This is a genomic window from Mycobacterium sp. IS-1556, from assembly GCF_001499985.1.
GTDB lineage: Bacteria > Actinomycetota > Actinomycetes > Mycobacteriales > Mycobacteriaceae > Mycobacterium.
The window spans coordinates 24,074-37,472 of the sequence record NZ_LQIM01000005.1; the positions used below are offsets into that span (position 1 = coordinate 24,074).

A 13,399-nucleotide genomic window follows, 5' to 3' on the forward strand; every position below is an offset into this window, starting at 1 on the left:
TCCTCCGCGAGCAAGGCGCCGTTCTGGGGCACTTTACGTCTGCTCGGCAGTATCAGCGCACGCCCGGCAGCCGCAGCAGCAGGCGTGCGCCGCCCAGTGGGCTCTCCTCCAGAGTGGCGGTGCCGCCGTGCAATTCGGCTTGCTGCGCGACGAGCGCCAGGCCGAGTCCGGAGCCGGAGTGCGACGCCGTCGACCCGCGGGAGAACCGCTCGAACACGATCGAGCGCTCCTCCTCGGGAATGCCGACGCCGTCGTCGTCGATGGCGATCTCCACACCCGCGCGTGAACTGACCGCCGACAGCTGCACCCGCGTCGCACCGCCGTGCTTCACGGCGTTGGCGATCGCGTTGTCGACCGCCAACCGCAGTCCCGCGGGCAGGCCCACGATGATCACCGTCGGCGCGGGCACCAACGACACGTCCAGATCCGGATAGACCCGCATCGCGTCGTGCGCGGCGCGGTCCAGCAGCTCGGTGATGTCGACGGGCACATGGTCGTCGGCGGTCGACAACTCACCCTGGGCCAGGCGTTCCAGCGCGCTGAGCGTGGCCTCGATGCGCGACTGTGTCCGGATGACGTCGTTGACCACCTCCTTGCGCTGCTCCTCAGGCATATCGAGGGTGGCCAGCACCTCGAGGTTGGTCCGCATCGCTGTCAGCGGAGTGCGCAGTTCGTGGGCGGACACCGACGCGAAGTCGCGCGCCGACGCCAGCGCGGCCTTGGTCCGGTCCTGTTCCTTCCAGACGCGTTCGACCAGGCCTTTGACCGCTTCGGCGATCTCGACGGCCTCGGTGGCGCCGCGCACCTCGACGTCCGGGTCCTCGTCGCCGGCGTCGATCTGGCGGGTCTGCTGAGCGAGGCTCTTGAGGGGGCGCACCGCGAACGCGGCCAGCACCCAACCGAAGACCGACGCCGCACCGACGGCGAACACGCAGATGACGATCACCCGCCGGTGCAGGTTGTTGGTGTCGGCGATCGTGGCGTCGTAGGTGGCGCCGACGGCCACCGACATCGGCCCCGGGTAGTAGGGGATGTCGACTGTGCGCACCCGGTAGCGCACGCCGTCGACATAAGTGTCGGCGTAACCGGGTTCCATCTGGGGCAGCACGACGTTGGAGTTGGACGTCACCTCGCCGCCGCGGTGCACGGTGATGACGGCGTCCTGGTTGTTCGGCGATTTCGGGATCTCGTCCAGGCCACGCGGCAGGAACGGGATCGCGAAGCCCGCGGCCTCATCGAGTCGACGGTCGAGGCGCTCTTTGCGGTCGTTGGTGATGCCCACCCAGACGACCGTCCCGACGATGACGACGACGATCGCCGCGCCGATCGCGGTGGCCAGCGCGACGCGGGTGCGCAGTGAGGGAGTTCGGCGGAAAATCCGCGACAGCAGGTTCATGGCTCACTGCTGTCGGTTCTTCGCGCAAGCGTCCCCCTGCCCTGCGGGCGGGCGGTGCCCCCACATCACTGAGTCCTCAGCACGAATCCCACTCCGCGCACCGTGTGCAGCAGGCGGGGTGCGCCGCCGGCTTCGAGCTTGCGGCGCAGGTAGCCGATGAAGACATCGACGACGTTGGTGTCCGCGGCGAAGTCGTAGCCCCAGACGAGCTCGAGCAGCTGCGCGCGCGACAGCACGGCGGTCTTGTGCTCGGCCAGCACCGCGAGCAGGTCGAACTCGCGCTTGGTCAGGTCGACGTCGACGCCGTTGACCCGCGCGCGGCGGCCCGGGATGTCGACCTCGAGCGGGCCGACCTGGATGGTCTCCGACGAGAACGTCGCGGTGGACCCGCGGCGGCGCAGCAACGCCTTCACCCGCGCCACCAACTCCTGAAGCACGAACGGTTTGACCAGGTAGTCGTCGGCGCCGGCTTCCAGACCGGCGACCCGGTCATCGACCGAACTGCGCGCCGACAGCACGCAGACGGGCACGTCGTTGTCCATCGCGCGCAGGGCGGTGACCACGCTGACGCCGTCGAGCACGGGCATGTTGATGTCCAGGACGATCGCGTCGGGCCGGGTTTCGGTCGCGCTACGCAGGGCTTCGGCGCCGTCCACGGCGGTGGCCACGTCGAACCCGGACAGCCGCAGCCCACGTTCGAGAGAGGCCAGGACGTCGGGGTCGTCGTCGACCACGAGAACCCGGGGCGAGGCTGCACCACTGTTCATGCCGTCAATCTTGCCTGAAGGAAGGGCGTATCGGCGGGAGGGTGGGCGGACGGGGCGGCGCACCGGGCCGAGGACCGCCGAATGGTTTGCCAGGTGCCACTCGAACGTTTGCTGCACGGGCCCGCCTCAGCGGATTTCGGTGACCTTCACGCTGCCGCTTTTCGAGTGAGCTGTCACGACGGGGGCGCTCGGGTCGGGGGTCTCCGGTACGGTCACCGTCTCGCCGTTCGGCAGTTCGGACTGGGCGCGCACCCGGTATGGCTCAGAGCCGGGCAGGCCCACCGTCACATCGCCATCGGCGATCGCTTCGGTAGTGCGCGGCGCCGCACGGAATTCCACCGAGATGCTGCCGGTTTCGGCTGTCGCCCTGAACGATTCGGACACCGCGATCCTGGTGTCGGTGCTGATGTCACCGCGGCGCACCGCAACGTCGATCACGCGGGCCGAGCCGCCGAGCGTCACGGCGCCGTCGTCGATATTCGCGACCAGCTCATCGAGGCCGGCGTCGGTGGTGAGCGAGCCGGCCCGGCGGTCGACTGTCACGCTCAAACCCCTTGCGACATCGGGCGGTAGGACGACCGTGAGTTCTCCGGTGCCGATGTACCACGGGAACCCGGAAGCGGCGTCGCCGAGAGTCACGCGGCTGCTGCCGTTGTCGGTGACGACGGTCGGCTGCTGACCGTCCGCCCTGGTCACCATTCGCAGGTCGACGCGGGGCTCGTCGGCGCTGCCATCGGTGGTGATCCGAACGGCCACCGGAACGTCGCCAGTGTCGATACTCAGCCGCTGCATATCAGCCGGCAGCACCTGCGTGTTGGTGACGATGCGGCTGCCGGCCAGCCCGAACGCGAAAACGCCGAGCCCGGCCAGCGTGGCGAGCGAAACCAATCCCGCGATGGCGACGAGCGCGGCGCGCACCGCGGTGCGTCGGCCGCCGGACACTAAGGGCGGCAGAGGAGCTGCAGTTGGGGGATCTGGCAGCTCCTCTGCCGGGATCTGGGGCGGCACCTGGCAGCCATGTCGGTGAGGATCACGGCTCCCTATCATCCTGCGCATCAAGGTGCGCCGCAGCGCGCTTGAGCAACAGCACCGCGTCGGCCTTGGTGGTGTATGCGTCGTCGTTGTACGCCTGCAGGCTCGGCCACGCCGGCGCGGCGACGGAATTGGCCAGCCGCAGCAGCAGCCACTCCAGCCGCTCGACCTGGTCGAGTGCCACGTAGGGCTGCGCATCGCTCCAGTAGCCGGCCGCCGCGCGCAGCGCCCCGCCCAGGCAGAAGCTGCATGGCGTGGCCCCGGATTCGGTGTGCACCACGTAGCCGCCCCCACCGACGTGCTGGGTGCGGACCCGGACCCATTCGCCTGGGGAGCCGGCGACGGGGCGCACCTCAACGCCGTCGGCGTCGCGGCAGTAGGTGCCCTGGATCCATCCGTCGTCACCCTCGATGAGCGTCAACGCATCCTCGAGCACCTCTCGGTCGGTCTTCGTCTTAGTCCTCATGACTTGTAGTCCCTTCTCTCGATTACGACTCGAGGTAGCGCAAAACGGCGAGGACACGGCGGTTTTCGGTGTCATCGGGCGCCAACCCCAATTTGGTGAAGATGGAGGCGACATGCTTTTCGGCCGAACCGGTCGACATGTGCAGCGTCGCGGCGATCGCCGAGTTGGTCCTTCCTTCGGCCATCAACTGGAGTACGTCGCGTTCGCGGGGGGTGAGCTGATCCAGCGCGCTGCGACGATTCGAACGCGCGAGGATCTGGGAGACGACCTCAGGGTCGAGCACAGTCCCACCGCCACCGACGACGGCGACCGCGTCCAGGAACGCCGGCACGTCGGCCACGCGGTCCTTGAGCAGGTAGCCGAAGCCGCGGGTGTCGGCCGTGATCAGGTCGGAGGCGTAGCGCTCTTCGACGTAGTGCGACAAAACCAGTACCGGCGACTCGGGGTTCTCGCTCCGTAGCAGGGCGGCAGCGCGGATCCCCTCGTCGGTGAACGTCGGTGGCATGCGCACGTCGACGATCACGAGGTCGGGTTTGGTTTCGTCGACCAGGGCCAGCAGGTTCGAGGCGTCGGCCACGCCCGCGACGACCTCGTGGCCGGCGTCGACGAGGAGGCGTTCAACCCCCGCGCGCAACAGGGCCGAGTCTTCGGCGATCACGATGCGCATGGCAGCACCGCCGTGACAGTTGTGGGTCCGCTTGCCGGGCTGGTCACCGTGAACGTCCCGCGGGCGGCGCGCACCCGGTCGGCCAGACCGCGCAGGCCGGTGGCGGTCGCGCTGTCGCTGATCTGCGCGCCGCCGCGGCCGTCGTCGAATACCGAGACGTGCAGCGTGTTTTGGGCTTGGTCGAGTCGCACCGTCACGACGGCACGCGACGCGCGTGCGTGTTTGGCGACATTGGTGAGTGCCTCGGCCACCACGAAGTACGCGACCGATTCGGTCTCCGCAGGGATACGCCGGGGAAGGTCGATGTTCAGTGTCGTCGAGACCCCGGTGTTCTGGGCGCGCTGGACCACCGATGAGAGCGCGGCGTCCAGGCCGCGGTCGGACAGGATCGTCGGCGCGATGCCGCGCACCACGTTCCGTAGTTCGACCAAAGCGGTCTTCGCGTCCTGATGGGCCTCGGCGATCAGCGCCTTCGCGGCAGCCGGGTCCGCGTCGAATTTGGTTTGGGCGAGGCCGATGGACATTGCCAGCGAGACGAGGCGAGACTGCACGCTGTCGTGCAGGTCGCGTTCGATGCGGTGGCGCTCGGCGTGTGCGGATGACATCGCGCCCAGCCGGGCGTCGTCCAGGGCGTTCAGTTCCTGTTGAAACATCGCGGCCGGCGAGGGGGAGAGCAGCCAAAGGTCGATCTTGGCGTCGATGATCGGCGCGAACACCACGATTGCGACGGCCGCAAGCAATGCGACGATGGCCAGCGGCCAGGCCAGAGCGGGCGGAATGTAAGACGGGATGAACGACAGGCCGGCGTCGCCGTCGCTGCGGCTCACGGCGATCGCGGCTGCCGGCGCAAGAAACGCGAACGCCAGCAGAAACAGTGCGAAACCGGCGGCGACGAGGTCGTAGACCATCCGAAGGAAGTGGTGCGCGCAGCCCTTCCAGAACCGGGCGCTGGTGATGTCCAACCCGAGCTGGTTGAACCACCCATGAAATCCGCTGTAGTGAGACATCTTTCGGGGCGGTACCGGGATGTTCATACCGAACACGGCTTCGCTACGCCGACGCTCGAGCCACTCTGCGCCGCGCGTCAGATACACGAACAAGAGCAGGGCAAGCCCGAACCCGATCACTGATGGGACCAGCCAGATCCCAAGGATCACGATGATGAGATAAAGCCAGAGCCAGACGGTGGCGGCGATCGCGCCGACGATCATCGAAGCGCTGGGAACCAAGCCGATGTACCGAACCATCGCAGCCCTCGTCGGGTCAGCCGTGTCCGGCTTGACCTCGTGACCCGTGGCGGCAACCATAATCTCAACGTACGGAACGGCCCAGCGGGACAACATGCCGTTTACCGGACTGATTTGTGGGGGTTATCCCCCCCATACGCACCCGTTGTACCAGCGCAACCGTAGTACCGTCCTACCGTGGTGAGCCTGGCCTACGACGACCGTGGAGACGGAGATCCGGTGCTGTTCATCGCCGGCCAGGGCGGTGTCGGACGCACCTGGCATGTCCACCAGGTGCCGGCGTTCCGTGCCGCCGGTTACCGCGTCATCACGTTCGACAACAGAGGGGTCGGCGCCACGGCGGATGCCGACGGTTTCACCACGGCCACGATGGTGGCTGACACGGCCGAGTTGATCGAGAAGCTCGATGCTGCGCCCGTTCGAATCGTGGCCACCTCGATGGGGTCATACATCGCGCAGGAACTGATGCTGTCCCGGCCCCAGTTGGTGAGCCAGGCGGCGCTGATGGCCACCCGGGGACGCCACGACCGTGCGCGTGACTTCTTCGCCACAGCCGAACGGGATTTCGTCGATGCCGACGTCGAACTGCCACCCACGTACGAAGCGAAACTGCGCTTACTCGAGAACTTTTCACCGAAGACCTTGAACGATGACCGGACCGTTCAGGACTGGATCGACACCTTCACGATGTGGCCGACAAAGTCGACTCCCGGGACCCGCGCCCAGTACGGGGTCGCGCCGGAAAGCAATCGACTGCGCGTCTACCAGGTGATTGCCACCCCGGTGCTGGTTATCGGGTTCGCGGATGACCTCGTGATGCCGCCACACCTCGGCGCCGAGGTGGCGGCTGCCCTCCCGAACGGGCGGTACCGCGAAATCGCCGACACCGGTCACCTGGGCTTCCTCGAGCGACCACAGGTAGTGAACTCGGCGATCCTCGAGTTCTTCGCCGGCGGCGCTGCTGATGGTGGGAGCTGAATAGTCAATCCTTGCAACCGATCACGAACACCGATCGGTTCAATTCGATAGCCGGCGAGCGCAGTTGAATCGTCACCAGACCTTGATGATCCGTGTCTTCCATATGGAAACCACCGACGGTAAACTCCCTCAGCCGCCCGGGGCCAAGTGTGGGACCTGAGTTGTCGGTAAGAGCTTGACTTAGATACCGTGCCTCAACGCAGTGGGGTGCATTACGATCCCGTATCGCGTTGGGAACGGGAAAATTGTGGAGGCCGACGGCATGCTTTACTCGTCAAGATCGGGTTTTGCTCCCCGAGGCGCTGCACGTTTGCGGTGACCCCCGCGCGGCTGGCCTCGGATGCTTACCGCATCCGAGGCGTCGCCGTCTGGCGTGTCACGGCCGATGTGTAGTTGCATGTTCGAGCGGCTGACATGTCGACGGGCGTGGAAACGGACGGAGGGAATTCGCGATTTTCAGGATTCTGAGGCGGGTCTGGATTCCGCTGCTCATTTTTGCCGTGGTGATTGCTGGCGGTTTCACTGTGTCGCGTCTGCACGGCATGTTCGGCAACGATAAACGTCCCTCCTATTCCGACACCGACACGCAGGTTGCCGATCAACAGACCTACGATCCGAAGTATCTGACCTACGAGGTGTTCGGTCCGCCGGGGACGGTGGCAGACATCAGCTATTTCGACGTGGATGCCGAACCGCGGTTCGTCGAGGGCGTCAGCCTGCCGTGGTCGTCCAAATTCGAGATCACCGAAGCGGCGGGCATCGGAAACATCATCGCGCAGGCCGGCAACAGTAACAGCATCGGCTGCCGCATCATCGTCGACGGCGAAGTGAAAGCGGAGAAGATCCGCCAGGGAGTCAACGCGTTCACCTCTTGCATGCTGAAGGCAGCATGAGCAACCACGAAGTGCGCCACAAGCCGCCGTTCATCGCGCGGTGGATCCGCCGACTGGCATTGCCGATCATCCTTGGGTGGTTGGCCGTCGCGTTCGTCCTCAATACCGCGGTTCCCCAACTGGAACAGGTCGAAAGAGAGCGGGCCGTATCCGAAACTCCCGTCGATGCGCCGTCGATTCAGGCGCAGGAGCGCATGGGTGAGCTTTTCGGTGAATCCACTTCCGATGCGCTGGCGATGATCGTCTTGGAGGGCGAGCAGCCGCTTGGTGACGAAGCGCACGCGTACTACGACGAACTGATTCGTCGATTGGAAGCCGACACCAAGCATGTGAAATACATTCGGAATTTCTGGGGGGACCCGCTCACGGCCGCCGCCGCGGAAAGCGCCGATGGCAAGGCTGCCTATGTCCAAGTGACCCTCAACGGCAATGTCGGCCAAGCTTCGGCGAACGAATCCGTGGAGGCCGTTCGGCAGATCCTCGAGCGGATGCCGCCGCCGCCGGGTATCCAGGCTTATCTCACCGGGCCGGCGCCGTTCGTTGCGCAGATGGGTGAGACCGGCAACGAGACGGTCATGCTGATCACGTTGGTCAGCCTGGCCGTGATCGTGGTCATGCTCCTCCTCTTCTTCCGCTCGATTGCGACCGTATTGGTCGTGATGCTGACGGTCGGCATCCAGCTGCAGGTGGCCAGAGGGTTCGTCGCATTCCTCGGTGACAACGGCGCCTTTGGACTTTCGACGTTCGTCGTCAACCTTCTGGTGGCTCTGCTGATTGCGGCCGGAACGGATTACGGGATCTTCTTCTTCGGTCGCTATCACGAGGCGCTCGAGGCAGGTGAGGATCGCGAAACCGCCTTCTACTCCACGTTCCGAGGCACTGCCAAGGTGGTGTTGGGTTCCGGTTTGACCATTGCCGGCGCACTTCTGTGTCTGAGTTTCACCCGCCTGCCCTCGTTCAAGGTCCTTGGCCTGCCTACCGCGATAGGTGTGGTCACTGCAGTCGTGGTGGCGCTCACGCTGGTTCCGGCCATTATCGCCCTAGGCGGCCGCTTCAAGTGGTTCGAGCCCAAGCGCAAGATCAAGGTCCCTCGATGGCGACGGGTGGGCACGGCGATCGTCCGGTGGCCGGCGCCAATCCTCGCCGCCTCGCTTGCGGTCGCGATGATCGGTCTGTTGGCGCTGCCGGGCTATCAACCCAGCTACAACGATCAGGAGTCGATCCCCAAAGATATTCCCGCGGCTCAGGGATTGCAGGCCGCGCAGCGACATTTCCCCGCCTCGCAAATGGCCGCACCAGATATCCTTTTTATCGAGGCCGACCACGATTTGCGTAATCCAACCGATTTTCTGGTCCTGAACAAATTGGCCAAAGGCGTCCTCTCCGTCCCGGGCGTCGCCTCGGTGCAGGGCCCGACCCGGCCCGCTGGAACCCCGCTCAAGCACACCTCGATTCCATACATGATCAGCATGAGCCAAGCCAGTCAAATGCAAATGCTGCCATTCCAGCGAGCACGTATGGAGGACATGCTCGTGCAGGCCGAGGATATGGCCGAGACGATAGCGCTCATGAAACGCATGTACGGCTTGATGCAGGAGCTCGCGGCGACGACTCACAGCATGGTCGAGAAAACGCACGAGCTCGAGGAAACCACGAACGAGTTGCGGGACCACGTATCGAATTTCGACGATTTCTTTCGGCCAATTCGCAATTACTTCTACTGGGAACCGCACTGCTTCAATATCCCTATATGTTGGTCGCTGCGATCCATATTCGACACGCTCGATGGTGTGGACAGTATTAGCGCACAGATGGACGAACTAATGGGTGATCTCGACACTCTCGATGCGCTGATGCCGCAGATGATCGCCCAGTTTCCGCCCATGATCCAGACGATGGAAAACACGCGGACGATGATGCTGACGATGCACAGCACGATGTCCGGGATGCTGGCCCAGATGGACGAAGCAAGCACCAATGCCACTGCAATGGGTAAGGCGTTCGATGCTTCCCTGAATGATGACTCTTTCTACATCCCCGAGGAGATCTTCGAGAACGAAGACTTCAAGCGGGTGTTGGATGTGTTCATATCGCCCGACGGCAAGGCGGCACGTCTCCTCATTTCCCAGCGCAGCGAACCTGCGTCGCCCGAGAGCATCGCGCTCGTCGATCCCATATATACCGCGGCCGAGGAGGCGCTCAAAGGAACTCCACTGGAGAATGCCAACGTATATCTCACGGGCAGTGCGGCGATGGTCAAAGACATTGTCGACGGTTCCACATACGACCTGTTGATCGCGGCGATCTCAGCGCTCTGCCTCATTTTCATCATCATGTTGATCATGACGCGAAGCTTGATTGCCGCCATGGTCATTGTGGGCACGGTGGCGCTTTCGTTGGGCGCGGCGTTCGGGCTCTCGGTGCTCGTCTGGCAACACATTCTTGGCATCCAAATCCACTGGGCTGTGCTCGTCATGGCCGTCATCTGCCTCCTAGCCGTGGGCTCTGACTACAACCTGCTTCTGGTGTCCCGGATGAAGGAAGAAGTAAGCGCCGGGATCAACACGGGCATCATCCGGGCGATGGCCGGTACGGGCCGGGTCGTGACGGCCGCGGGCCTGGTATTCAGCTTCACCATGTTGTCGATGGTGGTCAGCGACTTGCGCACCGTTGGTCAACTGGGCACGACGATCGGCTTGGGTTTGTTGTTCGACACGTTGGTCGTGCGCGCGTTCATGACGCCTTCGATCGCTGCGCTGCTGGGCCGCTGGTTCTGGTGGCCGCAACTAGTGCGCCCCCGCCCCGCCAGCTCGATGCTTCGGTCGACAGGACCCCGTCCGCTGGTCCGTTCCCTTCTGCTCAACCCAGAACGCTGAATTCGTGAGTGACCTTGTCGTGCAGAGCAACTGTGTCAGCGTCCGTTGCCGCATCGGTCGATTCGATGCTTGCCTGTTGAAGGCGGCATGAGCGACCACCGACTCGATAAGCGCCCGCCTTTCATCGCGCGGGCGGTTCGTGGGCTTTCGGTGTTCATCATCGTCGGCTGGGTGGCGATCGCCGCTGTCACTTTCTTCGCGCTTCCGTCGCTGGAACAGGTCGGCAGGGAGCAGTCGGTCTCGCAGGTGCCGGAGGACGCGCCGTCGTTGCAGGCGATGAAGCGCATGGGCGAGGTCTTCAAAGAATCGGAGTCCGACAGCTTCGCGATGATCGTCTTGGAGGGTGAGCAGCCGCTCGGCCACAACGCGCACACGTACTACGACGAGTTGGTTCGTCAGCTCAGAGCCGACACCGATCATGTCCATCACGTGCAGGATTTCTGGGGGGATCCGCTGACGGCTCCCGGCGCCGAAAGCGCCGACGGCAAAGCCGTGTATGTCCAGGTGAATCTGGTCGGTGACCAAGGCGAGGCGAAAGCGAATCGGTCCGTCGAGGCGGTCCGAGACATCGTTGAGCGACTTCCTCCGCCGCCGGGGGTAAAGGCTTACGTCACGGGTCCGGCACCGCTGGTGACGGACATGAACGTCAGCGGTGACGAATCCATCCTCACGATCACGATCGTCACCGTCGCGGTGATCTTGATCATGCTGCTGTTCGTCTACCGCTCGATCGTCACCGTGATCGGCGTCGCGATCATGGTGGGTGTCCAGGTACAGGTAGCTCGAGGGCTCGTAGCGTTCCTCGGCGATCACCAGGTCTTCGAACTCTCGATTTTTGCTGTCAACTTGCTGGTGTCGCTCGGAATAGCGGCCGGAACCGATTACGCGATCTTCTTTTTCGGGCGCTATCACGAGGCGCGTCAGGCCGGCGAAGACCCGGCGACAGCGTTCTATACCACCTTTCGCAGCGTTGCCAAGGTGGTCTTGGCGTCCGGCACGACCATCGCGGCTGCGATCTTCTGCCTCAGCTTTACCAGGCTTCCCTACTTCCAGACCATCGGAATCCCGGGCGCGCTGGGCATGATCATTGTTGTTGCGGTCGCCGTCACGCTCATCCCGGCGAGCATCGCCGCGGGGAGCCGACTCGGATTGTTCGATCCCAAGCGAAAGATTGCGGTTCGTCGATGGCGGCGACTAGGGACCGCGATCGTCCGATGGCCCGCGCCCATTCTCGCTGCGGCCAGCGTGTTCGCGCTCATCGGGTTGTTAGCCCTTCCTGCATACGAAACCAGCTACAACGATCGGCTGTACATGCCGCAGGACATTCCAGCCAATGTGGGGTTCGCGGCGGCAGAGCGGCATTTTCCCCAGTCGCGAGTGATGCCGGACATCGTCTGGATCGAGGCCGATCACGACATGCGCAATCCAACGGATTTTCTGACCTTGCACAAGCTGGCCAAGAAAGTCTTTGCGGTTCCTGGGATCTCCAGGGTGCAGGGCATAACACGGCCCGAGGGGACCCCCCTTGAACACACTTCGATCCCTTTCATGATCAGCCTGCAGTCCGCCGGCATGGTGCAAATGTTGCCCTTCATGCAAGGGAGCATGGATGTCATGCTCAAGCAGGCCGACGCAATGGCAGATATGTCAGCGCAGATGAACCGCATGTACGACTTGATGCTCCAGCTCGCCGACACAACTCATCGCATGACCGGCAAAATGCACGAATTGGAAGACAGCGTTTACGATGTGCGAGACAGCATTGCCGATTTCGATGATTTCTTTAGACCCATCCGCAACTATTTCTATTGGGAGCCGCACTGCTACAACATTCCTATCTGCTCGTCGATGAGATCCGTATTCGAGACGCTGGACGGTATCGATAAGATCAGCTCCCAGTTGGACATCCTGGTGGAGGGCATTGACAAGCTAGATGCGCTCATGCCGCAGATGATCGAAAATTTCCCGCAGATGATCGCGACCATAGACAAAATGCGGCATTCGATGCTGACAATGCACAGCACCATGTCAGGAATGTTCGAGCAAATGGAGGAGGGATCGGAGAACGCCACCGCAATAGGCAGGGTGTTCGACGCCGCCCACAACGACGACACTTTCTTCCTACCGCCCGAAGTCTTCGAGAACGAGGATTTCAAGCGCGCCCTGAACCTGTTCTTTTCGCCGGATGGCAAGGCGATGCGCTTGATCATCTCGCATCGGGACGATCCGGGGTCGCCCGAGTCCTTGGCGCGGGTAGACAAGATAAGGACTGCGGCCGAAGAAGCGCTCAAAGTGAGCCCCTTGGAGAACGCAAAAATACATGTCGTTGGGACCACCGCGACGTACAAAGACATGCGCGACGGCTCGACCTATGACCTTTTGATCGCGGGGGTCGCGGCGCTCTGTCTGGTCTTCATCATCATGCTGATCATTACGCGGAGCCTTATCGCTGCCCTGGTCATTGTCGGCACGGTGGCGTTGTCTTTGGGTGCGGCGTTCGGTCTCTCAGTCCTCATCTGGCAACATATTCTGGGAATTCATTTGCACTGGCTCGTGCTTGCGATGTCGGTGATCATTCTTTTGGGCGTGGGGTCGGACTACAACCTTCTGCTCGTATCTCGAATGAGGGAGGAAATAGGCGCTGGGCTGAATACCGGCATCATCCGGGCGATGGGCGGCACCGGCAAGGTTGTTACGGCCGCGGGCCTGGTATTCGCGTTCACCATGTTGTCGATGGTCGTCAGCGACCTGCGCATCATCGGCCAGGTTGGTTCGACTATCGGGCTGGGGTTGTTGTTCGACACCCTGGTGGTGCGCGCATTCTTGACGCCTTCGATCGCTGCGCTGCTGGGCCGCTGGTTCTGGTGGCCGCAACGAGTGCGTCCCCGCCCCGCCAGCTCGATGCTTCGTTCGTCAGGACCCCGTCCGTTGGTACGGTCCTATCTGCTCCCGGACGACCGCTCATCCTAGATTCGCCTGTAACGGCGTAAGACTTCCGGCCTATTTCGTTCCTCATCGAGGGGTCAGCGCGGTCTCAAAAGCGCGGGCAACGTTCGAGCTTTACGGTTAGAGTCGGA

The 13,399-nt window shown here is 63.4% G+C and carries 10 protein-coding genes; 4 read left to right on the forward strand and 6 right to left on the reverse strand.

All coding sequences use genetic code 11. From position 1 onward, the window contains the following. Window positions 1-52: 52 nt before the first annotated feature. The 6 genes from AU187_RS05865 to AU187_RS05890 form a co-directional block, all read right to left on the reverse strand. Complete coding sequence (locus AU187_RS05865) at window positions 53-1,396, reverse strand: sensor histidine kinase (protein ID WP_059098242.1); 1,344 nt, start codon at window positions 1,394-1,396, stop codon at window positions 53-55. A gap of 65 nt (window positions 1,397-1,461) precedes the next feature. After that, a complete protein-coding gene (prrA, locus tag AU187_RS05870) occupies window positions 1,462-2,172 on the reverse strand; it encodes a two-component system response regulator PrrA (protein ID WP_172799383.1) in 711 nt (236 codons plus the stop codon). Window positions 2,173-2,289: 117 nt separating this feature from the next. Beyond that, entirely contained in the window at window positions 2,290-3,105 is an 816-nt protein-coding gene (locus tag AU187_RS05875; RefSeq protein ID WP_082691755.1) for a DUF4097 family beta strand repeat-containing protein, read from the reverse strand. Window positions 3,106-3,193: 88 nt separating this feature from the next. Continuing rightward, a complete protein-coding gene (locus AU187_RS05880) occupies window positions 3,194-3,661 on the reverse strand; it encodes a DUF6197 family protein (protein ID WP_059098240.1) in 468 nt (155 codons plus the stop codon). Window positions 3,662-3,683: 22 nt separating this feature from the next. Then, window positions 3,684-4,328 carry a response regulator transcription factor gene (locus AU187_RS05885; RefSeq protein ID WP_059098239.1) on the reverse strand — a complete coding sequence of 215 codons (645 nt, stop codon included), beginning with the start codon at window positions 4,326-4,328 and terminating at the stop codon, window positions 3,684-3,686. Then, window positions 4,316-5,635, reverse strand: a complete 1,320-nt coding sequence (locus AU187_RS05890) for a sensor histidine kinase (protein ID WP_059098238.1) — start codon at window positions 5,633-5,635, stop codon at window positions 4,316-4,318. Before AU187_RS05890 ends, AU187_RS05885 begins: the two co-directional genes overlap by 13 nt. Window positions 5,636-5,755: 120 nt before the next feature. Between AU187_RS05890 and AU187_RS05895 the strand changes: the two genes are divergently transcribed. The 4 genes from AU187_RS05895 (at window position 5,756) to AU187_RS05910 (ending at window position 13,292) form a co-directional block, all read left to right on the forward strand. Further along, window positions 5,756-6,553, forward strand: a complete 798-nt coding sequence (locus tag AU187_RS05895; RefSeq protein ID WP_059098456.1) for an alpha/beta fold hydrolase — start codon at window positions 5,756-5,758, stop codon at window positions 6,551-6,553. A 464-nt stretch (window positions 6,554-7,017) separates the two neighbouring features. Beyond that, the gene (locus tag AU187_RS05900; RefSeq protein WP_059098237.1) at window positions 7,018-7,446 is read left to right on the forward strand and encodes an MmpS family transport accessory protein; all 429 of its coding nucleotides are present in this window, start codon (window positions 7,018-7,020) and stop codon (window positions 7,444-7,446) included. Continuing rightward, window positions 7,443-10,322 (forward strand): MMPL/RND family transporter, encoded by a 2,880-nt coding sequence (locus AU187_RS05905; protein WP_059098236.1) that lies wholly within the window; start codon window positions 7,443-7,445, stop codon window positions 10,320-10,322. Before AU187_RS05900 ends, AU187_RS05905 begins: the two co-directional genes overlap by 4 nt. A gap of 87 nt (window positions 10,323-10,409) precedes the next feature. Continuing rightward, on the forward strand, window positions 10,410-13,292 hold the full coding sequence (locus tag AU187_RS05910; protein WP_059098235.1) for an MMPL/RND family transporter: 2,883 nt from the start codon (window positions 10,410-10,412) through the stop codon (window positions 13,290-13,292). The last annotated feature ends 107 nt before the right edge of the window (window positions 13,293-13,399 follow it).